This is a genomic window from Shewanella sp. 1311 (genome assembly GCF_059338235.1).
Map to the genome: position 1 here is coordinate 4,059,250 of NZ_CM181686.1, position 22,987 is coordinate 4,082,236.

The 22,987-nt window shown below is 47.7% G+C and carries 15 protein-coding genes and 1 pseudogene; 7 read left to right on the forward strand and 9 right to left on the reverse strand.

What is annotated here, in order from left to right; genetic code table 11:
• Window positions 1-101 precede the first annotated feature (101 nt).
• Window positions 102-3,386, forward strand: coding sequence for a S41 family peptidase (locus AC5YB3_RS18010; RefSeq protein ID WP_494525863.1), 3,285 nt, complete (start codon window positions 102-104; stop codon window positions 3,384-3,386).
• Between the two features lie 106 nt (window positions 3,387-3,492).
• Here the strand turns inward: AC5YB3_RS18010 and AC5YB3_RS18015 are convergent.
• From AC5YB3_RS18015 to AC5YB3_RS18035, 5 genes and pseudogenes are all read right to left on the reverse strand, one after another.
• Window positions 3,493-3,672 (reverse strand): annotated as a pseudogene (locus AC5YB3_RS18015) (hypothetical protein); the annotation flags it as partial.
• Window positions 3,673-3,902: 230 nt separating this feature from the next.
• Entirely contained in the window at window positions 3,903-4,340 is a 438-nt protein-coding gene (locus AC5YB3_RS18020) for an OsmC family protein (RefSeq protein ID WP_011846187.1), read from the reverse strand.
• Between the two features lie 107 nt (window positions 4,341-4,447).
• The gene (locus tag AC5YB3_RS18025; RefSeq protein ID WP_006080813.1) at window positions 4,448-4,798 is read right to left on the reverse strand and encodes a DUF3325 domain-containing protein; all 351 of its coding nucleotides are present in this window, start codon (window positions 4,796-4,798) and stop codon (window positions 4,448-4,450) included.
• Window positions 4,795-6,492, reverse strand: a complete 1,698-nt coding sequence (locus AC5YB3_RS18030; protein WP_494525864.1) for a PepSY-associated TM helix domain-containing protein — start codon at window positions 6,490-6,492, stop codon at window positions 4,795-4,797. Before AC5YB3_RS18030 ends, AC5YB3_RS18025 begins: the two co-directional genes overlap by 4 nt.
• 1 nt (window position 6,493) lies before the next feature.
• Window positions 6,494-6,877 carry a DUF3649 domain-containing protein gene (locus tag AC5YB3_RS18035; RefSeq protein ID WP_006085094.1) on the reverse strand — a complete coding sequence of 128 codons (384 nt, stop codon included), beginning with the start codon at window positions 6,875-6,877 and terminating at the stop codon, window positions 6,494-6,496.
• A gap of 468 nt (window positions 6,878-7,345) precedes the next feature.
• Between AC5YB3_RS18035 and AC5YB3_RS18040 the strand changes: the two genes are divergently transcribed.
• From AC5YB3_RS18040 to hpf, 4 genes are all read left to right on the forward strand, one after another.
• A complete protein-coding gene (locus AC5YB3_RS18040; protein ID WP_494525865.1) occupies window positions 7,346-10,312 on the forward strand; it encodes a TonB-dependent receptor in 2,967 nt (988 codons plus the stop codon).
• Window positions 10,313-10,417: 105 nt separating this feature from the next.
• A complete protein-coding gene (locus AC5YB3_RS18045) occupies window positions 10,418-14,740 on the forward strand; it encodes an alpha-1,6-glucosidase domain-containing protein (protein ID WP_494525866.1) in 4,323 nt (1,440 codons plus the stop codon).
• A 352-nt stretch (window positions 14,741-15,092) separates the two neighbouring features.
• Complete coding sequence (locus AC5YB3_RS18050; protein ID WP_347673190.1) at window positions 15,093-16,661, forward strand: methyl-accepting chemotaxis protein; 1,569 nt, start codon at window positions 15,093-15,095, stop codon at window positions 16,659-16,661.
• A gap of 247 nt (window positions 16,662-16,908) precedes the next feature.
• The gene (gene hpf, locus AC5YB3_RS18055; protein WP_006085098.1) at window positions 16,909-17,265 is read left to right on the forward strand and encodes a ribosome hibernation-promoting factor, HPF/YfiA family; all 357 of its coding nucleotides are present in this window, start codon (window positions 16,909-16,911) and stop codon (window positions 17,263-17,265) included.
• 91 nt (window positions 17,266-17,356) lie between these two features.
• On the opposite strand, the gene AC5YB3_RS18060 is transcribed toward hpf, so the two are convergent.
• The 3 genes from AC5YB3_RS18060 to AC5YB3_RS18070 form a co-directional block, all read right to left on the reverse strand.
• A complete protein-coding gene (locus AC5YB3_RS18060; RefSeq protein ID WP_494525867.1) occupies window positions 17,357-17,881 on the reverse strand; it encodes a DUF6622 family protein in 525 nt (174 codons plus the stop codon).
• 95 nt (window positions 17,882-17,976) lie between these two features.
• The gene (locus AC5YB3_RS18065) at window positions 17,977-18,627 is read right to left on the reverse strand and encodes a response regulator transcription factor (RefSeq protein ID WP_494525868.1); all 651 of its coding nucleotides are present in this window, start codon (window positions 18,625-18,627) and stop codon (window positions 17,977-17,979) included.
• A 29-nt stretch (window positions 18,628-18,656) separates the two neighbouring features.
• A complete protein-coding gene (locus tag AC5YB3_RS18070) occupies window positions 18,657-19,820 on the reverse strand; it encodes a sensor histidine kinase (RefSeq protein WP_494525869.1) in 1,164 nt (387 codons plus the stop codon).
• A 183-nt stretch (window positions 19,821-20,003) separates the two neighbouring features.
• Between AC5YB3_RS18070 and AC5YB3_RS18075 the strand changes: the two genes are divergently transcribed.
• Window positions 20,004-20,513, forward strand: coding sequence for a DUF2141 domain-containing protein (locus AC5YB3_RS18075; protein WP_347097631.1), 510 nt, complete (start codon window positions 20,004-20,006; stop codon window positions 20,511-20,513).
• A 14-nt stretch (window positions 20,514-20,527) separates the two neighbouring features.
• Window positions 20,528-22,192, forward strand: a complete 1,665-nt coding sequence (locus AC5YB3_RS18080) for a carotenoid oxygenase family protein (RefSeq protein ID WP_494525870.1) — start codon at window positions 20,528-20,530, stop codon at window positions 22,190-22,192.
• A 64-nt stretch (window positions 22,193-22,256) separates the two neighbouring features.
• Here AC5YB3_RS18080 and AC5YB3_RS18085 read toward each other — a convergent pair whose 3' ends face one another.
• On the reverse strand, window positions 22,257-22,979 hold the full coding sequence (locus tag AC5YB3_RS18085; RefSeq protein WP_006080823.1) for a YebC/PmpR family DNA-binding transcriptional regulator: 723 nt from the start codon (window positions 22,977-22,979) through the stop codon (window positions 22,257-22,259).
• Window positions 22,980-22,987: the final 8 nt, after the last annotated feature.

Genomic DNA, 22,987 nt, shown 5'->3' on the forward strand with positions numbered 1-22,987 from the left:
TTGCAAAAGTCTATGGCAAGAATTTCTTCGCTAAATCTGCTAGCAAAATCTCGTAGTCAAAGAGTCCATTGCTAAAAATAACAATAGGATAGAGGTCATACATGAAACTTCGCCATTCTGTCGCCTGCTGCATGCTTGCCCTAGGCACGTTCACTGCGGCCCAAGCCATCGCTGCCGATGCGGTGAGCAATCAAGGATATTACCGCGCGCCAGCCCTGCACGATCAAACCTTAGTCTTTACCGCTGAAGGGGATTTATGGACTCAGACCTTAGGTCAAAAAGCGGCGACTCGCTTAACGAGTTTACCCGCAGAAGAGCTAGGTGCGACCATTTCCGCCGATGGCAAGTGGGTTGCTTATGTGGCCAATTATGAAGGCGCGAGCGAAGTGTATGTGATCCCGGTTGCCGGCGGTGTGGCCAAGCGGGTGAGTTTTGAGAATAGCCGTGTGCGGGTTCAAGGTTGGACCCCAAAAGGCGAGATTTTATATTCCACCGACAGTGGTTTTGGCCCCGCGAATAATTGGATGCTACGCAGCGTCGATCCTAAAACCCTCACGACCACAGATTTACCCTTAGCCGATGCGGTCGAAGGTGTGATTGATGAGCGCAACGAATATGTGTATTTCACCCGCTTTGGCCTGCAAGTCACTGGCGATAACGCCAAAGTGTACCGTGGCGGCGCAAAGGGCGAATTATGGCGCTTTAAACTCGGCAGCAAAACCGAAGCCCAGTTGCTCAGCGGCCAGCACGACGGCTCAGTGCGCCAACCTATGCTATGGCAAGACAGACTCTATTTTATCAGCGACAGCGATGGTAACGACAACCTCTGGTCGATGGCGCTCGATGGTTCAGACGCAAAACAGTTGACCCAATTTAAAGATTGGCAAGTCCGCGGCGCGCAGATGGATCAAGGCAAAGTGGTCTTCCAGCAGGGTGCTGATATCCATGTATTTGATATCGCGGCCGCAAAAGACGCATTAGTCAATATTGAACTCACGTCCGATTTTGCCCAGCGCCGTGAGCACTGGGTGAAAGATCCTATGGATTACGCATCCTCCACCGATTTAGCCCTTGCTGGCGATAAAGTGGTGATAACCGCCCGCAGCCATGTGGCAATTGCGGGTGTTGATGGCTCGCGCTTAGTTCAAGTTGCGCTGCCAGGGACTTATCGCGTGAGAGAAGCGATATTGAGTCAAGATGGCAAGTCTGTTTATGCGATTAGCGACATGACAGGTCAGCAAGAAATTTGGCAATTCCCCGCCGATGGCAGCAGTGGTGCTAAGCAGCTGACAAAAGACGGTCATACCTTAAGAATGAGCCTGAATCTGTCCAATGACGGTCGATTTATCGCCCACGACGATAACGATGGCAATGTTTGGCTGCTCGACTTAAAGAAAAATACCAATCAAAAAATCATCACTAACGGTGAAGGACTTGGGCCTTACGCTGATATTCGCTGGTCCGGAGACAGCCGTTTCATTGCATTAACTAAGTCGGAAATCGGTAAACAAAGACCGCAAATCGTCCTTTACTCTGTGGATGAAAATAAGGCCGAGACGCTCACCAGCGATAAGTACGAATCCTATTCGCCAACCTTTAGCAGTGACGGCCAGTGGTTATATTTCCTGTCAAATCGCCAATTCAGCGCCACGCCAAGTTCACCTTGGGGCGATAGAAACATGGGCCCAGTGTTTGATAAACGCAGCCAAATTTTTGCCATCGCCTTAGTTAACAATGCCAAATTCCCCTTTAGTAAACCCAATGAACTCAGCGTTAACCAAGCTGACAAAACGGATGCTAATGATAAACCGAATCCGGTGAAAATCGATTGGTCTGGTATTTCGCAGCGTCTATGGCAAGTGCCTATCGATTCAGGCAATTACAGTGAACTGCGCGCCGTCGATGGCAGGCTTTATGTGCTCGACCAAGCGATGGGTGATGACGCTGAACCGAGTCTGATGACCATCAAGTTTGATCCATTAAGTCCGAAAGCCGAGGTTTTTGCCGAGGACATTGGCCATTATGCGGTTTCTGCCGATGGCAAAAAGCTGATGCTGCGTAAGTTCAGCAATGACAAGGCGCTGATGATCGTTGACGGTGGCGATAAGCTAGGCGATACCGATAATGCCAAAGTGCAAACGGATCAATGGCAATTAGCGATTTCTCCCCAGCTTGAATGGCAACAAATGTTTGAAGATGCTTGGTTGATGCACAGAGAATCTTTCTTCGATAAGAAGATGCGGGGCCTCGATTGGCAAGCGACCAAAACTAAGTATCAACCTTTGCTCGACCGCCTGACTGACCGTAACGAACTGAACGATATCTTCATGCAAATGATGGGCGAATTAGATTCATTGCACTCACAGGTACGCGGCGGTGATTTACCCAAAGATCCCGATGCGGCTAAAGCCGCGAGCTTAGGTGCCCGTCTACAGCAAACCGCCGATGGCGTTAAAATTGCGCATATTTACAGTAACGATCCTGAGTTGCCAGCTAACGCTTCACCGTTAAATCGTATCGAAGTCGATGCCAAAGAAGGCGATGTGCTGCTGGCCATCAATGGCACGCCAGTGGCGAACGTGGCTGATGTCACGCGGCTGTTGCGCAATCAACAGGACAAGCAAGTATTACTGCAACTTAAGCGTGGCAGCCAAACCCATAAAACCATCGTTATGCCCGTCAGCGCTATGGTTGATGGCCAATTACGTTATTTAGATTGGGTGAGCCATAACGCGGCAGTGGTCGAGGATGCGAGTAAGGGCAAGATTGGTTATTTGCACTTATATGCCATGGGCGGCGGCGATATTGAAAGTTTCGCCCGTGAGTTTTATACCAATTACGATAAAGACGGTTTGATTATCGACGTTCGCCGTAATCGCGGCGGCAATATCGACAGTTGGATTATCGAGAAGTTATTGCGCCGCGCTTGGGCTTTCTGGCAACCGACTCACGGCACGGCAAACACCAATATGCAGCAAACCTTCCGCGGCCATTTAGTGGTGTTAACCGATGAACTGACCTATTCCGACGGTGAGACTTTCTCCGCAGGGATTAAAGCGCTGGGTATTGCCCCGCTAATTGGTAAGCAAACGGCAGGGGCGGGCGTGTGGCTATCTGGGCGAAACTCGTTGACCGATAAAGGAATGGCGCGGGTGGCCGAGTATCCACAGTATGCAATGGATGGTCGCTGGGTGCTGGAAGGGCATGGCGTAACGCCGGATATCGAAGTCGATAACTTACCTTTTGCGACCTTTAACGGTAAAGATGCACAGCTTGAGACTGCAATAAGCTATTTGAAGGATGAATTGGTTAAGCAGCCCGTTCCAGCCTTAAAAGCGCAGCCTATGCCGGCAAAAGGAATGGCACAGGATATAAAAGCTAAGTAATTGATATTTAAATTCAGTATTTAACTGAAATTTAAGGTATCTCAGTTAACATAGTCGCGTACAAAGTTAGGGTGTTGTCTCTTAGTTCCCGAGACAACACCCATTTTTATGCCCATTCATTAATATTCTTAGTCGTTTCTACGTAGTTCTGCATAGTGTTCACTCGCTGTTGTTGGGCAATGTGATTAACTGTTATCGCTCTCGCGTCTTCGTTATGGCTTAGGTAATAGGCCGTTGGCGCTGAAATCCCTTGACTCGTTCCTGTCGCTATAGTGGTTGAATGTGCATCTTTTAACTCCAGCAGTTGGCACTAAGTTAGCCATCCTACGGTTTAAAAGCTGGACATGAGCTGAACCATGGAAAAGGTTTCGGGGATGCGGATGGTAAGACTCTGTGTGGGGGCGGCGACGGTGATTCGGTGATGGCAATGAGTCAGACTGGTAATGATCTGCGGTGCGGCAATAAAAAAGCCCGCTTAGGAAAACCATTAGCGGGCCGTAGATATCAGCACAAATCTTAAAACTTGATGTGAATATCTGTCGCTAAACTATTGGCGATAAAGCAATTTGCATGTGCTTTTTCGTGAATTTTCTCAAGGGTTTCTTGGCTGACTTCAATCCCTTCGGCAAACATGACCTTAGGATTCAGCACCATCTTAGTGACGGCCAACTTGCCTGCTTCATTTTTACCCAGCTCTGCAGTGGCATTGTCCACATAGGACGTGACAGGTAAGCGCTTAAGATGTGCAATCGCGAGAAAGGTCAACATATGACATGAGGATAACGCCGCTAGCAGGCTTTCCTCTGGGTTTACATTCTGCCCATTGCCTTTATATTCCGGTGCCGACGAGGCTTGAATCGTCTGGCCGCTGCCAAATGTAATACTGTGGTCTCGACAAAATTCGCCTTCTTCGGCGGGCGAGGTTTGCCAGTTAACCGTTAAGTTAAAGCCCATTATTTTCTCCTATCTGAAGGACATCAGGGCACTATAGCCTAGCGGTGCGCACTTAGCCATGACCTGTGGCTCAGTGCGGCAGGAAGTTATAGATTAGTGCGGAGAAGTTATAGCCCAGCACTCAGTAATAGACTGCTTGTGAGTACGCTACCAGCGACGATACCAATCGGTAAATGGCGTGGACTGTAGCTTAACGTCAGTATGACCAGCATGGCCGCGAGGGAAATGATCCCCATAAATAAAATGCTACCGTAGGCCCAGCCTTGATCGCTCGCGCAGGCACTTAAGCTAAATGCCAGTAATAACCAAGCAAACAAAGTGAGCAAATGGCTCTGCCATTGTGCTGGTGGACGGTTAAACACATCCTTAAAATGGCCAAACTTAGCTAAGGCGAACAGGGCCAGTGAGAGATAACTTAAGCCTAAGATCCCAAGTACAGGGATAAATTCTGGCATCATGATTTGGCTTCCTCCAATGAAGACGGCGAGGTAAGTTCGTTGGCTAGGGATGTTTGTGGCTCGCTGCGGCGCGCTTTATTCGCCTTGGCATTCGGCGCATTGAATGCAGGTCTTGTTGGGCGCTTGGCTGGGGCTTTAGCAATTAAAGTTAGTCTTTTGCTGGCAATTAGCATAGCGCCGCCAAGTAGAATGGCGAGCACGTCAAATCCGACTAAAGGCCATTGATGGGATTGGATATTATCGATGAGATTACTCGGCGAAGTGAAGGCATTGAGCACAGGCAGTGCACAGCACAAACTGCCTGTGAGTATCAATGCCGTTTGCCACTGGCGACGTGAACGGCCAAAGAAAGCCCACACTCCCATTGCCGCTAACGCGATAAAGAAGATGTGAACTTCCCATTCGGAGCGGCCTGCAAAACTTGTCGATAGCAGACGATTTGCGTAAAAGAAGCTCACAGCGCCTAAGGGTAATCCTAAGATAAACATGAAGTTTAACCCTTCGACAAGACGTAATCCTAAGCTTGGTTTCTCGCCTTTATCTATGGCTTTCTGTTGTTTTTGACGTAGGCGAATGGCCCACATCAAGGTGCCTGTAGCGACCATAGCGCAACCTAATATGCCGCAGAAAAAGAATAATATTCGTAATAGCGGGGCGGCAAAACGCGCCGTGTGTAGCGACATCATAGTGTCGTAGGTAGCGGATGCTCCCGAGGCTTCATGCGGGCTGGCATACTTAAGCTCACCATTGACCCCGTTAAATATCAAAATGTTGGCCTCATCGGTCACATCTTTACCTGTGTTTTGGTAAAAGGTCACTTGGCTATTTTGATCTTTAGGGTATGAGACTATCACTTGCTTAATCGGCGCATCGCCCCAAGCGGCTTGCACCTGCGGCAGTAATTGACTCAGCTGCACCTGTGACGCGCTAATCCCCGTGGCTTTCTCGGTTTGTCTGGCGGGGTTCAGCTCTTTTAAAAAGGCTTGGCTGTCACCCGAATAGGCGGTATCCACCGTCCACGGAATATAGATCAACATCAGGGTGATAAGCCCGGTATAAGTGATCATCAGATGGTAGGGCAGGGCGATGACAGAGCTCACATTGTGTGCATCTAACCAAGAGCGGGCGCCCTTGTCGCGTCTAAAGCTGAACATATCCTTGAAGATCCGCTTGTGGATCACTATGCCGCTGATAAGGGCAATTAGCATAAACATAGTGCAAATACCGACGATATATCGGGCCGTAATTGCGGACATATAATGCAAGTCAAAGTGCAGACGATAGAAGAAATCGCCGCCACGACTTGCGCGCACTTCTGAGATCATGCCGCTGCCATCGGCGAGGGCCACATGTTCTTCTGTTTTGCCGCGACGTTGACCTTTTTCTGGTGGCAATTGCCAACTCACACTTTGAAAGGGCTTACGTTCGGTCGGAAAACCTATCATCCAGCGCTGCGCCGATTCGGGCGAATGCGCTGCGATATAATCTTGGCCTTTATCCAGCTGATTTGCGAGCGTATCGGCTTGATAGTCTTGATAAACCCCTTGGTGTAATTCGGGTTCGTTCCAAAGGCTGATTTCATGGCGGAAATAGCTCAAGCTACCCGCAAAAAAGATCAACAATAACACCCAGCACACGAGCAAGCCTGCCCAAGTATGTAGCCAAGATAAGGTTCTAAAAAATGTCTCTTTCATCTTACTGTCCACACACCTGAAGCAAACCAAAACATAACAAACTCACTAGGCCTAGATCTCGCCATGCATGCCAGGTTTTACGTACACAAAAGGCGTAAATAATGGCGATGGCATAAAACAGAAAAGCCAACATATTGGCCGTTATTGTGCTTTCGAAGCGGGGCATTGGTAGCACGACTGTCAGCAGGCAAGCCAAGGTAGCTGCCGCAATATAACCCGCCAGCAGTGCGGCGCTCGCGCGGGCAAAGACTTTGAAGGCAAACTGCGATTGCTCTTGCTTAAACCATCGCGCAATTTGCACAATCCCCCGTGAAATCAGTGAGAAAGAGCGCGTTTGCACTGCAGATGATTGCGTTGACGTTTCAAACGCGGGTGTATTAGACATAAGTGCCACTTCTCATTTCGAGCCAATATGGGTCCGTTATGGCTATCCGTTACGGTTAATTCTGCAAAGTGTGCTTGAGCTTTCTGGTTTAACGGCAGAAGACTCGGCTTAACGGTGAATGCATTTCTATTAACAGGGGATAGCTAACCGCGAGAAGTATAACTTAGTTAATTCAAATGATAAACGATATCATTTAGATTCGAATGTAAATATGTGATCTTGGACTAACGGAGGTGCAGATTGTTACTAGGTTGTGTTTTTGTATTTTTTTAGCTTTGAATAAATCAAAGGCTAAAAATTTATGGTTAATATATTGTGAATGGTAAGTTATGAATACGTATGCATCCCATTGAGGCGAAAAACGCTACACCGTTAGTATGACACTTTGATTGCCCTATGTTTCTTGGATTGATGTGGTGAATAGAACATCGGGTTAAAACAAGTCGTTATGACATAGGGGAATGCCAAATGCGTCATTGTAAACTCAGCGTCTTGACCATGGCTCTCGCGACAGCAGGCTTTAGTGTGGTGTATACACCGCAGTTAGCCTTTGCAGCAGAGACTACGCCAACTCAACAGGAGGCCAAACAAGCTCAAGACGACAATATAAAAAACGATACCAACACGAATACCAAGAGTGTCGAAACCAACAAAAAAGCCAGCGATGAAGCGGCAAATATCGAACGTATTGAGGTTAAAGGTTACAGCAAAAGTCTGATTGATTCCCTCGATGCTAAGCGTTACGGCGACACAGTTTCAGAGCAATTATCGGCAGATGATCTTGGCGCCTTACCCGATGTATCAATGGCGGATGCGCTGACCCGCTTACCCGGTATTTCAGCGGTACGTACCGGTGGACAAGCGGCGGAAATTAACATTCGCGGTATGTCTGGCGGTTTTGTTTTTTCAACCTTAAATGGCCGTGAACAGGTATCGACGAGTGGTACTCGCAGTATCGAGTTCGATCAATACCCGTCTGAACTGATTTCATCCGCCGCTGTGTATAAATCCCCTAAAGCCTCACTCATTGAAGGGGGTGTTGCAGGTACAGTTGAACTGCAAACAGTCAGCCCACTGCAATCCGATAAAGACCATAGTTTTCTAGTTAATGCCCGTGGTATGTACAACGACAGAGCCAGTGAAGTGTATGGTGCTGACGAGTATGGCCACAGATTGAGTATGTCTTATCAGGGTAAGTTCTTCGACGATACCTTAGGCGTGGCGTTAGGTTATGCCCGTCTAAAACAACCCAGTGTTGCGACCCAATTTATCGGTTTGGCTTATAATGACAGCAAAGACGTTGATGGACTGGCTAATGATACCAACGGTTCTATTGATGCCCCTGCGAATGAGTACATCAGCGAGGGTTTTGAGCTACAACACCTTGGTGGCGTTGAAATTCGTAACGGTTATATGGGCGCGATTGAGTGGGCACCTAGGGATAATTTTAAGCTCAAGGCCGATGCATTTTTATCGCGTTTCGATAGCGAATCGTTTGCCCGAGGATTCAGGGTTAAGTTTGGTGGCTCAGGCGCTGCGATTGCCAATCCTGTACTCGATGGCAATTCTGTTATTGGCGGAACCTTTAATCGCACCTCAAAGAGCTACACCCGAGTTGAGACTGTAAACGACGATAACCAAGATTTTGATGAAGTGAATAGCTTTGGTTTTAATGCTGACTGGCAAGTGACAGACAGACTGAATGTCGCCGCCGATATTTCCTATTCCTCAGCCAAAAGTAACTTTAGGAATGGCCTGTTATGGGCGAACGTTGCTGTCGATGCTAATGCTGACACCCCAGTTTTCGATGATAATGTCTCGATTAGTTATCAACTTAACGGGCTTAATCTGCCCGATGTGGGCTTTAATCAAGCCGATGCTTTCACCGATCTGGATCGGGTGATGGTGAGTAAGTACGGCATCTATCCCTATGAGAATGAAGATGCGGTAAAGGCTTATCGCCTTGATTTTAAATATGACCTTGAGAATGATTACATCAGCTCAGTAGAGTTTGGTGTACGTTACTCTGATCGCAATTACTCCAATCGCCGCTCGGTATTTGAATATGGCAATGATGGCGCTTTCTCTAGCGCTGAGCCACCACTCAAGCTGACGTCTGATATGGCCTCGGTCGTCGATTGGCAGGGTGAGTTCAGTTATTTCCCCTCTTATCTCGCCATTGATCTCGACGCTGCGCTAGCGGCTTGGTTCCCTGAAGGTATCCCACAACCAGTACAAACTTGGGGAAATGCCGATGGTGTACTCGATGCTAAGGGCTATACCACTAACTATTCTTGGACCGTATTGCAAAGTGGGGAGGTGTTCGAAAAGGTGTTTGCGGCTTATGCCATGGTTAATTTTGATACCGAGATTGGTGGTATTCCAGTCACAGGAAATCTCGGTTTACGCCGTGTTGAAACAGACCAATCCGCAACTGTCTTAGAGAATGTCGGTGCACATCCAGAGCTTGGCGCTCAGTACATTGTCGATGATTTAGGCATAGTAAATAACTACTATGCACCTAAAATCAAAGGGATAGATTATGTTGATTATCTACCGTCCCTTAACCTTAGTTTTAAGATCACTGAAGATTCTCAAATCCGTTTAGCTGCCGCTAAAGTAATGTCGCGTCCGCCCATTAACCGCTTGGCGGGAGATGCGAGCGCAACGGCTAATAGCGATGGGGTCATCAATGGTTCCAGTACTAATAACCCTTATTTAAAACCTTTCTATGCGGATCAATATGATATTTCCTACGAGAAATACTTTGATGAAGGCGCCTTTGTCGCGGCGCTATTCTACAAAAATATTGATTCTTTTATTGATACTGTGGCTATCACCAATTTCGATTTTAAGGGGAATGGCTTCAACGTGCCGGATTACATCGTCGATCCTGTTACTGGGGTGCAAACCTCAACAAGTAATGGCACTTACACTACTGCAATGAATAATGCTGAGGGTGGATACATTCGCGGTTTAGAGTTGGCTTATACCCAAGTGTTTGCTTCCTTGCCCGATTTATTTTCCGGTTTAGGTTTTAACGCCAGTTATTCTTATACCGAGAGTGAGGTGCAGTCCATTACCAGCCTAGGCGGTGATAGTGCTACTCAATCTTTACCTGGGTTATCGAATAATGTGTTCAGTGCAACCTTGTTTTATGGCTATGAGGGCTTTGAAACCCGTATCAGCGCTCGTTACCGTGATGCTTTTGTCTCTGAACAGGTGGCGATTAACGATCAAGTGGTGAACTTCGATTCCGAAACCGTGATGGACTATCAAGCCTCCTACCAAGTAACGGACGGTTTAAACGTACTGTTCCAAGTCAATAACCTCACAGATGAACCGACTAAGAGTTACTTCGGCACCGAGCAGAAAACCGGCACCCTACAGTACTTTGGCCGCGAATTTTTCTTGGGGTTCACCTATGCCCTGTAATCCATTGCATCAGTTAGTGTGCTTAGACGCACAGAGCCTAAATCCATTACATGCTGCGCCACTTAGTATCACGGCGCCTTATTCGCAAATTGGGAGAAACCACTCATGTTGAGTATCTCTAATCTTATTAAACTATCGGCTTTAGCCCTGAGTATGAGCTTACTCTCGGCCTGTGGCGGCAGTGATTCATCTGAACCGGGTAAAGTACTATTAACTTGCGATGTGCCTATGGTGCCCGATGCGACGGGCACAAGCTGCGTTGCACCTACGCCTATCAGTTGTAAGGCGCCTAAATTCCCTGATCCTAAAAACGAGAGTTGTATAAACGGTTTAGATCCCTCGTTACCCGCGCCAAGCGTATTCCCGCAAGCCAATCAAGCAGTGCTTTACTACAATCGCATTAAAGATAAAAACAATACTGCGAGTAACGCTGAATATCCTAAGTACAAATTACATACTTGGAACGATGAAAAGTGTGATGCCTATGCCGCTCCTTTTGATACCAGCGACTGGAGCAACGGCCATCCCTTCGATGGTATTGACCCTAATTATGGCGCCTATTGGATCCTTAATCTGAAGGAAGGTTATGGTGCCTGCGGCAACTTTATTGTGCATGCCGGTACGGATGATGCGGGTAAAGCCTTAGGTAAAAACAACTTAACCATGTCCCTGGTACAGGACGATGCGACGTATGTTCGCGTGAATTTCACCATTCACGGTGAGTCGGATGTGTATGAGTATCCGATTCTAGAGACAGGTTTCTCTATTTCAGGTATGAGTGCCCACTGGTTAGATCGCAATACCTTTGTGTGGAATCAAGATCCACAGGGGGTGACAAGTGTGAAATTGCATTATTCAGCTAAGGCTGATATCGCCGCCGATGATAATAATGTGATCAGTGGCACTCAAGTGACCTTAACGCCCGCGACCTTAAGCGATGCACAAAAAGCGTTATCGCCAGTGCTGGCAGATTGGCCTGCTTATACTGCTAATTTTACTGCGGATGAAGCCAAAGCCATTGCAAAAGATCAATTAGTATTAGTCGCTTACGATGCCGATGACAAACCTGTTGGCGCAACCTATGTGCAAGCGGCCAAGGTGCTTGATGATCTTTACACACAGGGTGACCAAGATGCTGATGAGGCTACGCTCGGTGTGGTTTACGATGGGGCGAACATTATTGCTTCTGTGTGGGCACCGACTGCCCAAGACGTAAAACTGAAAGTCTATGATGCCAATAAAACACTTAAAAGCACTGAGAATATGACCTTAGATAGCCTCACTGGTATCTGGTCCTATCGCGGTGATGCTAGCCTTAATCGCCTCTATTATCGTTATGCGCTCAGTGTGTACCATCCAACGACTAAAAAACTTGAGTCGTTAGAAAGCACTGACCCTTATTCTTTGAATGTGTCGAGTAACGGCCGTTTTAGCCAGTTTATTAATTTGGACGATGCAGACCTTAAACCTGACGGCTGGGATAACCAAACCGTTGCTGCGATTGCTCACGCAGAAGATGCGGTGATCTATGAGGGGCATATTCGAGACTTTAGTATTCGAGATCAGAGCACCAGTGCCGCCCACCGTGGTAAATATTTGGCCTTTACCGAGCAAGGCTCTGCGCCAGTCGAACATCTTAAAAAGCTGGTTGATAATGGCTTAACTCACTTCCATGTGTTGCCCGCCACCGATATGGCAACAGTCAATGAAAATGCCAGTGAACGCATCGAAATGACCGACACATTGGCCAAGTTATGCAGCAAAATCAATGATGCGGCCGATGCCTGTAAAACCCAAAACAAGTCAGCAACTATAGAGAGTATTCTGGCAAATAGCTTACCCGGCTCAAGTGATGCGCAGGCATTAGTGGATGCTATGCGTGGTTTAGATGGCTTTAACTGGGGTTACGATCCGCAGCATTTTTTTGCACCTGAAGGCAGTTATGCCACAGTGGCTGAGGGTACGGAGCGAGTGCTTGAACTGCGCGAAATGAACCAAGCCTTGCATAATATTGGTCTCAGAGTCGTATTGGATGTTGTGTATAACCACACGAGCGCTTCTGGCGTGAATGCTAACGCTGTGCTTGATAAGGTCGTTCCTGGTTATTACCACAGATATGACCCTGTATCTGGCGCGATGGAACAGTCAACCTGTTGTGAAAATACCGCCACTGAACATCGAATGATGGGCAAACTCGTCACTGATTCTTTAGTCTTGCTTGCCAAAGAATATGGCTATGACGGCTTCCGTTTTGATGTGATGGGGCACATGCCTAAGCAAGGTATTCTCGATGCGAGAACCGCTGTTCAGGCCGTCGATCCAGACACTTACTTCTACGGTGAAGGATGGAACTTTGGTGAAGTTGCCGATAATCGTTTATTCGAACAGGCAACCCAAGCCAATATGGCAGGCTCCGAAGTGGGCACCTTTAATGACAGAATACGCGAGGCGGTGCGTGGTGGCGCATTGTTTGCGACTGAGTCAAAGGATGACTACCTGCGGGATCAAGATACCTTACGCTTATCATTGGCGGGTAACTTACAAAACTATGTACTAAAAGACTTTAATGGCAATTCGGCTAAGGGCAGTAGCTTTAGCTGGAACTCACAACCGAGTGCTTACGCTCTCGATCCTGCCGACAGTATTAACTATGTTTCTAAGCACGATAACGAAACCCTGTGGGATATCCTGCAATATAAACATGCCATTGGTTTGAGTATTGAAAATCGTGTGCGAGTCCAAAACATGGCCGCCAGTATTCCACTCTTGAGCCAAGGGGTGCCGTTCCTGCAAATGGGCGGTGATTTACTGCGCTCAAAATCGATGGACAGAAACAGCTATGACTCGGGGGACTGGTTTAACTATGTCGACTTTACCTATAACACCAATAACTGGAATGTAGGTTTACCACTCGCGCAGGATAACAGCAGCAAATGGACGCAGATTTCGGGTATTTCTGCTAACCCAAATGCGGCGGCTTCCATGTCGGATATCGAATTGGCCTCGGGGGTATTTAACGAGTTTTTACGTATACGCCATCAGAGCCCATTATTCCGCCTGACCGATGAGCAGACCATTATTGATCGTGTGGGATTCCATAACGTCGGTAAGCGTCAGCAACAGGGTGTCATCGTAATGAGTCTGGACGACGGCGTTGGTCTTAGCGATCTCGACCCGGCAGTCGATGCCATCGTCGTGATGATCAACGGCAGCGCAACGGAGCAGTCTCACACAGTGCCGACTGCAGCAGGCTTTAGCTTACACGAAGTACAAGCAAACTCTGTTGATGCCAAAATCCGCGGCGCAAGTTTTAGTGAGGGTGCGAATGAAGGCACATTTACGGTTCCTGCCTACAGCACGGCTGTATTTGTGAAAAAACAAAGCGGTGCGCAGGGCTTGGGTCTCTCGGCAAACGCTACCGTTGGTGCGCCCGATGTTGTGCCCTATGGCAGTACCGATGTATTTGTCCGTGGCGGCATGAATGGCTGGGGTGAAGTCGATAAATTCGCCTACGTCGGCGCTGGCGAATACCGTATTGCCATCAAACTGAATGCCGGTGACTATGATTTCAAAATTGCCTCGGCAGACTGGAATACCGTTGATTTTGGTGCCATAAGTGCTGATGTCGCGCAAGTTGATGAAGGCGTGGCCGAAGCGCTAGCAGCGAAGGGCGGGAATCTGCATTTTTCCGCGGGGATAACGGCAACCTATGTGTTCTCCCTTGATGCATCGGATAAGGACCATCCCGTATTAAGCGTTTATAACGAAGAGCCATTTGTAGGAACGCCAGTGTATCTGCGTGGTGATATGAATGGTTGGGGGACTGATAACGAAGTCAAGTATATGGGCGGTGGGATATATCGCGTTGATCTCGCCATCACGGCTGGTACTAAGGGCTTTAAACTCGCGTCCAGTGATTGGTCTACCGTAGATTATGGTACCGGTGAGGCCGATGGTGTCGTCGTGCTCAATCAAGAGAAATTGCTGGCGGTCAAAGGCGGCAATATGAGCATCACCTTCGACAGCGATGATACCTACAGCTTTGTGTTTGATGCGTCAAATCGTAATGAACCTAAACTCAGCGTGTATAAAACGGCGATGTTTGGTGCGAACACGGTTTACATTCGTGGCGGCATGAATGGTTGGGGCACAGTGGACACGTTAGCCTATCAAGGCGCTTCGGTTTACAGTGTCGATATCGCGTTAATCGCAGGTGATAACGAGTTCAAAATTGCTTCATCAGATTGGTCTAGTGTCGATTTTGGTGCTGTGGTGGGGGATGAGGCTGTGACGCTTGATGGGTTAAAAGTCTTGGCTTCAAAGGGGGCAAATATGCATTTTAATGCGCCAGTGGATGCAACTTATCGCTTTACTGTGACAGGTCCCGATCCTAAATCGCCAACCTTAACTGTGACTCAAGTTAATTAGGCTAACGCAGCGAGCCGCGGTTAACTCACCATGGATTCGCTGTGAATTTAAAACCACTTTAAGTGCGAACTTAAGGTGGTTTTTTTATTCCCCTGAGCGGGAGAGGTACAGATATTTAACCGATACGGAGGCAAGGCTTAAAACTGTGAGCGAAACAAGATATGGATTTTCTGACTTGCTGGCTTTGTCACAATTGTTTGTTTTTATTTGCTTAGGTGTATCTAGTGGTTACTGCTTGTTTAGCGTTAGGTTAATTTTTATACTGCCAATGTGAGCTTTATCAATTTTGATGTACTGAGGTTTTGGCAGAATGCTCGTTATCTTTTTTACCGAGACCTAGCCTGATAACCCTATGCATAAAAATTCTAAGAATGGTGAAACACACCTGTCAGATAATGCGATTTTACTATCCACGACGGATTTGAAGGGAAACATCAAATATGTGAATCAGACTTTTTCGCAGATCAGCGAGTTTAGTGCTGCTGAGTTGCAAGGGAATCCCCATAACATAGTGCGTCATCAAGATATGCCAGCGGCTGCGTTTAAGATCCTTTGGGAGCGAATTAAGCAGGGTAAACCTTGGATGGGTATCGTTAAAAATCGCACTAAAAATGGCGGTTATTACTGGGTAAATGCCTATGTCGCCCCTGTGTATGAAGACGGTAAAATTCACGAATATCAATCTGTTCGCCGCCAAGCCACTCCAGAGCAGATCAAAGCCGCCGAGAGTATTTACAGCGATATTAATCAGGGTAAGCAACCTAAGGTATTGCGCAAAGACAGGTTAGGTTTCAGTGGCAAGATACTGCTTGCCATGCTGATGTCGATTATGACTACGGCAATGATTGCCAGTTATTCTCCCATTGTTGCTGCGATTGCGGGGATGACGGTAGCGTGCCTAGCATGGTATTACCTGATGCAGCCGCTGCAAAAGCTCGTGTCTATGGCAACAAACATTATTGACGATCCTGTGGCGACGGGCGTGTATACCGGCCGCCAAGATGAGATTGGAAAATTGGATCTTGCCTTGCGCTTTTTGATCACCGAAATCGGTGGCGTTGTTGGCCGTATGGCGGATTCGGCCAGTGAAATCCAATCTCAGAGTGTCAGCCTTAAACAAACCATTACCAACACTTGGGAACATGCCGATAGTCAGAGCGAGCAAACGACGCAGGCCGCGACGGCGATGGAGCAGATGAGCGCCAGTTTTGCCGAAGTGACGGGCAACATTCATCGTACTGCTTCTGAAATGGTGTCGAGCCATGAGGCGGCACAACGCGGGCATTCACGTTTAGAAACAGTGATAGAGGCGATACATCAGTTGAGTGTGCAAGTGAGCCACTTTTCCGATGTGGTTCAAACGATTGAAGAAGATAGCCGTGCAATTCATCAAGTGCTTGAAGTGATACGTGCCATCGCTGACCAAACCAACTTGTTAGCTTTAAATGCGGCTATAGAAGCGGCGCGGGCAGGGGATAGTGGTCGCGGTTTTGCCGTGGTGGCCGATGAGGTCAGACAGTTATCGAGTCGTACTAGCCAATCCACCTCGCAAATCGAGTTAATCGTTAGCCGCTTTAGGGAAAGTACCCAAAGGGCGACTTCGACTATGGTGGCGGGACAAGAGCAGGTTAAACGTTCGGTAGGCTTAGCGCAGGAAGCCAGTGTCGCTTTTGGCGAGCTGCTTTCATCCATAACAAGGATTAACTCCTTAAGTGATGATAATGCCGCGGCGATGACCCAGCAGACTTCTGTGGCCGCTGAAATTAGCCGTGCCATCCATGTGATCAGCGATTTGGCTCAACAGAGTTTAGAGCAGACGCTCGATGCGGCCGCGCGGGGCGATCAAGTGTCGCGTTTATCGACCAAAACGCATCATTTGTCCCAGCAGTTTTGGCAGCAGAGCGTGCAACGTAAATATTAAGCGTATTTACCTTATGTCGTATTGGATTTGTGATTGATTTATTATTAATGCCTGTTTATAAATCAATCACTTAATCGCATTTTTATGGCGATTTTATTTTCAACTTCTTGATGGCGGTCACATTTAGGAGATGCTAATACCTGAGTTGATCGAAATATTTGCCAATTCCCCTTGTGTTTTATCCTGCATGCCCCAAGCTCTATTAGTGAAGCGAAAATAAAAGTAATGACATTAAAAGGGACAACCTATGAAAATAAATATTTCTGGTCACCACGTCGATGTTACTGATTCTATTAGAGAACATGTTAACGAAAAGTTTGCAAAAATCGCCACCCATTTCCCCTCTCTGATCGCGCTGGACATCATTATTGCGAAAGAGCATGGCGAGTATCAGGTTGAACTTCGTACCAATTATGAAGGCAGCCGCATTTCCGCTTCGGGTACCGATGAGGTTATGTACCCAGCTATCAAGGCCGCATCGAAAAAATTAGATGCTGCACTTAAGCACCGTAAAGGTCAACTAAAAGCAGATTTACATGAAACTCCGAGCTGCACAACGCCAGCCATTGCCCATGAAATTATCCAAGAGATGGAGCTTCGTTAGGTTTTAGCCATTACTCATCGCCTTAGATGAGTACAAAAAGGGCCTTAACTGGCCCTTTTTGTTGGCTGCAATTTGAGTAAGTGTTAGCGCACTAGTGCGCCGAATAGCCGTTAATTTGAGCATGATGCGCGCCAGTGAGTATGCGAACAGCCCTTAGGATAAAGATGCCACTGAGCAGGCCATAGGTAGCGCTAGTGATGGCGATGAAAAGGTGATTTTCTAAGATATTTGCCTGTGTCGCGAGTGTGTAAGCCACGGCATATTTAATGATAAAAATCCCTAAAATCAGCAGCAGCGGCAGCCAACTGCCTTTGATATGGTACAGACCCGCTTGGTAACTGACGGGTGTTTTGGGCAGCAGAGACCAAGCTACACCCACCGTCAGTAGTAAACTGACTCCCAATATCATAAGCGCTAATGGGCTCTGTAGACTCGAATTGAGTGATATCACAGACCATATCGTCATCACCGCTGGCATCAGTAATACGCGGCCTAAGCTGAGTTGACGATCCTTTGTCTGGCTCAGCCCTAAATAAATCAGTCCTGCGAGTAAAGCAAAGACCCACATTGGCGTGTGGCTGACTATCGTGACGATGGCATTGATAAGATTTTGCATAAGTGTTCCTTTCCGATAAATTCATGCAGTTTGGGTAAGATTGATTGCGGCCGTTGAGCACGGGCTTTGCTGTCGTCACTCTGAATGCTATTGGGTTAGATTAATGCCAGTTGTAAGCCCTTGAGTACAGCTTGGGTGCGGTCTCGGCAATCGAGTTTAGTGAGTATGTTAGAGACATGATTCTTCACTGTGCCCTCGGCTAGAAATACCGCATTGGCGATTTCCTTGTTGGAGAAGCCGCCCGCCATAAAACGGAGGATTTCCCGCTCCCGTTCCGACAATAATTCATTTCTAGTTACCCCAACGCTAGGTGCAGGTTTAGGCTCACTCATCTGTTTGAGTACCGAAGGTTCAATCAAGTAGCCGCCTTTGGCGACGGTTTCGATGGCGTGCAGTAACTTATCGAGTGACACGTCCTTGAGCAAAAAGCCGTTGGCTCCCGCCTGCAAACTATTGAGGAATAACTCACTGTCGTCGAAGGTGGTTAACATGATGACAGGTAAGCGATTGGCACTTTGACGTATCTGTTTGAGCATGGCGATGCCATCAAGATTTGGCATGCGAATATCACTGAGCAGCACATCGACAGGATTATTGGCGAGTTGGCTGAGTGCATCTTGGCCGTCTTCGGCCTGCCACACCACGCGAATGTTGTCGGAAATGGCGAGCAGGCTAGCGATGCCTTGGCGAACCAATTGTTGATCTTCTACTAAGCCGACACTGATGATGTTGTTTTGCGTATCCATAGCGATTCCAAAGAGTTTTCAATAAAAAGTTAAGCGAGTGCTGGGAGGGTGAGGGTGAGTTGGCAGCCGGGCGCCGAGTCATTCGCCCTTAGCTGCACCTTGCCATTAAAGGGCTGTAGTCTTTCCTGCATGCCGCTAAACCCTGTGCCATAAAGTCCTGTACCGCTTTTAGCTGATGCGTTTCGCGTGGCTACCCGTGTTAGCCCCACGCCGTTGTCGCTCAGTTGCAATACCAGTGCGCTGTGGGAGTCTTCCATGCTCAGTTGCAGTTGATTCGCCTTGCCGTGGCGCACGGCGTTGCTGATGCCTTCTTGCAGGACTAACAGCAGGGCTTGAGTCAGTTCGGCTGATTGCAGTGGTTTCATCGCCTTGCAGGTGAGAGTGACGCTGGGTAAGCGGGTCATCAGCGCCTCTAAAGGTGGGACTAAATCCAATCCCACTTGCACTCTTTGAGCCCTGACGACGGCGCGAATACTTTCAAGTAGCTCTTTGGCTAAGGATTTACTTTGGTTAACTTGAGGTTTGAGGCCTTCGGGCGCTTTATGGCTCAGTACTTCTAATTGCAGAGAGAGTGCTGTGAGCTGGTGGCCGAGAATATCGTGTAAATCGCGGGAGATCCTTAATCTTTCTTGCTGTTCGCTGGCTTGGCTAAGTAGGGCGCGAGTGGCGATAAGCTGTTGGTTTAGCTGTTCTTGTATCAAACGTGATTTACGCTCGGAAAGCCTTGCTTGGCTGCTGCTGTAGGCAAAGAATTGAAAGCCAAGATAGATCAAAATATTGAACACATTGCTTTGTTCATGCAAATGCCATTGCAGCAGCGCGTAATAAACAAGGTTGGCTAACAGTAACTGCGAAATGGCTTGGCGGCGATTAAAGAACTCAGGCAAAAGTGACGCCCAAATAACGAAGAGGATCGGCAGCAATGCATGGTTTGCCGTGAGCAATAAGCTCAACACGATCAACGGCATTGCTAGTGTGGCAAGGCGACGAAACAGAATATTGTTATGCGCAACTTTATCGGTAGCTATCAGTATAAATTGCACTAAATACAGCCCATAAAGCGTGGCATTGAGCATGCCTTGCCATGTATGCAATGCGGCTTGGTTTATCCCAACCCAAGCCACTAATGCCCAAGTGAGCACTCCTGCGGCAATTAACATGCTCTCTTCTTTTGCTAATCGATTTTCTAGCACGAATGACGATTCCTTAATCCAATTCTGCCGACCATTCTAAGGTATCAGCGTCAGATGTCACTATGCCAAAAGTCATCTTGTTAAATTCTTGTTTCATGACTTTTGGCACCTGTTTTTAGTCCTGTGATTTTTTAAGCTAACTCCATCGCAGTTACTTATCAGCGCAAATAACAGGAGTAAGACATGAAACACGTGAACTTAACGATGACAACAACTCAGATTCGCCGAGCCAATATGACCAAAAGGACGTTGTCAGCGATTTGGGGCGCAGGCTTAGCTTGCTTGCTCTTGTCGGCAGGAAGTGTATCGGCAGGAAGCATGTCAGCTGAGATCCAGGCACATACCCTGACTGTGGATATCGATAATATTCAAGTACAAACCGGCGCCTTAATGGTTGAGCTTTACGCTAATGCCGAGGATTACGCCGCAGGCCACAATCCTAGCGCATCTATGATAAAGCCCGTCACTAAGACAGAGCATAGGCTGGTATTTAGCGATCTCGCCGATGGTCAATATGCGGTCAAGGTCTTTCATGATGAAAACGGCAACCACAGCTTAGATACCAATATGTTAGGAGTGCCGAGTGAAGGCTATGGTTTTAGCAATAACGCCGGCAGTTTTGGACCTGCGAGCTTTAAAGACGCCAGCTTTAGTTTGCAGGCCGATGCGCAAATCACGATACATATTCGCTAAGGGAGGGCTGCACCATGGATAGACGTCAATTTCTAGCAGGCTCAGCCGCCCTAATGACGACCGCAGTTTGGGTAAGTTCAGTAGATAAATTGCTGGCACTGGATAATGCACAAGCGGTCGCCCGTGAGCCATGGGGCATGGGTTTTAACGGGGCAGAAGGCGACTATCCGCCACTCACTATGCAGGTCTCGGGCGAGTGGCCAGCGCAATTGAGCGGCAATCTATACCGAAATGGGCCTGCAAAAATGTCTCGGGCAGGTAAGGCATATCAGCATTGGTTCGATGGCGATGGCATGGTGCAGCAGTTTAGTATGACCAATGGGCAAGTTCAGCATCAGGCTAAGTTTATCCAAACAAAGAAGTTTAAAGTGGAGGAGGCCGCTGGCGCGTTTAAGTACACCACCGCAGGCACAGTGATCCCCAATGCTTTACCCATTCGCAATAACGATGACTTGAATGTGGCTAACACCAGTTTATTACCGCGCCACGGCGAGTTGCTTGCCTTGTGGGAAGCGGGTTCACCCTATCGACTCGATGCGCAGACCTTAACCACGCTCGGTGTTAAAAGCTTTGGCGACAAGTTTAAGGGCTTACCCTTTTCCGCTCATCCACTCGATGACGGACAAGGTGGATTGTGGAATTTTGGCGTCTGGTATGTCGGCGGCGAGAAGCTATTACTTGTGTATCAAGTGGCAGCCGATGACAGCATTGCCAGAATGGAAGTGATTGAATTACCGCAGGCGAGTTATTTACATGCCTTCGCGCAGAGTGAGAATAAGCTAGTGTTTTATATTTCATCCTGCGTGTATGAAGAGGGCGAAACCTATATCGATGCTTTTAAATGGCGACCCGAATTGCCATCGCAATTGCTGGTTATCGACAAAGCCGACTTTAAAGCGCGCCAGTTACACCCGCTGCCTGCTGGATTTGTGTTTCACTTTGGCCAAGCCATTGAGAAGAATGACGAACTTTCAGTACAACTTTGCCTCTATCCCAATTCGGCGATTTTAACTCAAGGGATGAAAGGGTTACTGACGGGCGCCCGAAAAACAAAAACACCCCATGCCGAGTTAGTGACGATCACAGTACCGCTGACGGCACCACTTACAGCAGCTAGCAAAACGCAGTTTGCGGGGACGTTATCTCCCTCTGCACGTATTAACCGCAGCGGCGTGATGATGGAGTTTCCCCAGTTTGCGCAGCACACTATGAGTAACAAAGAGTCTGCACAGCAAACGAGCAATGCCGAAAAGCTTGCAGAGAAAACGGGTGGGGCTTCGGAGTTTGTCCCGTTATTTGGCGTTGGAGCAAGATCAGATTCTGCTGCTAGTTCTGGTTCTAACTTTAACTATGAAGCCGAATCTGAATCAGGGCTAAGTAACACTCTGTATTGTATTCATAATGCAAAAGACAGCAGTCAGCACGGTACGGATGCACTTGGCGACGCGAGCTATAGCGCGTTTTATCTTGGCAAAGGCAAGATTGCCGAAGAGCCGCTCTATATCCCCGCCACTGAGCAGCATGAAGCCTATTTGTTGATGACTTGGCTTGATTACCACAATGCACAGTCTGGCTTGTCTTTGTTTCGTGCCAGTGACATCAGTGCGGGTCCCATCGCTTCGGCTCAGATGAACAGGGTATTGCCATTAGGGTTTCACGGTTGTTTCATTAACGCTTAATATATTGACCTATAACCAAAAAACGCAGCCAAGGGCTGCGTTTTATTTCAGGCGAAAGCAGTGTTTAGTCTTCAATTTCCGCATTGTGATAGACGTTTTGTACGTCATCACAATCTTCTAAAGCGGCGATAAACTTTTCAAACATGGCCACATCTTCACCTTCAACCTTAGTCATGTCCTGCGGTACGAAGGTAATGTTATCGAATTCGAAGTTAACGTCTGGCATTGCTTCGGTCAGTGCAGTTTTAACTTTAAAGTATTCAGTGTGCGGCGCATAAACTGTGATTAAGCCATCTTCCAGCTCAACATCGCTCACATCAACGTCAGCCATCATCAGCAGTTCTAAAATCGCATCTTCGTCATCACCGGCAAACACGAACACGGCTTGATGATCAAACATGTGGCCAACAGTGCCTGGGCCGCCGAGTTTGGCATCGTTTTTCACGAAGGCTTGACGCACTTCGGTGAAGGTACGTTTTACGTTATCGGTTAAGCAGTCAACAATGACCATGCAGTTGCCAGGACCAAAACCTTCGTAACGGGCGGTATCGTAATCTTCACCACCGCCGCCTTTGGCTTTTTCAATTGCGCGTTCAATAACATGCGCAGGCACTTGGTCTTTCTTAGCGCGTTCAATCAAGCGACGCAGTGATAAGTTTCCATCTGGCTCAACGCCGCCTTGTTTAGCGACAACGTAAATCTCTTTACCGTAGCGTGAATAAATGCGGGTTTTTTGACCGGCTGTTTTCGCCATGGATTCTTTCTTGTTTTGATATGCTCTGCCCATCTTGATCT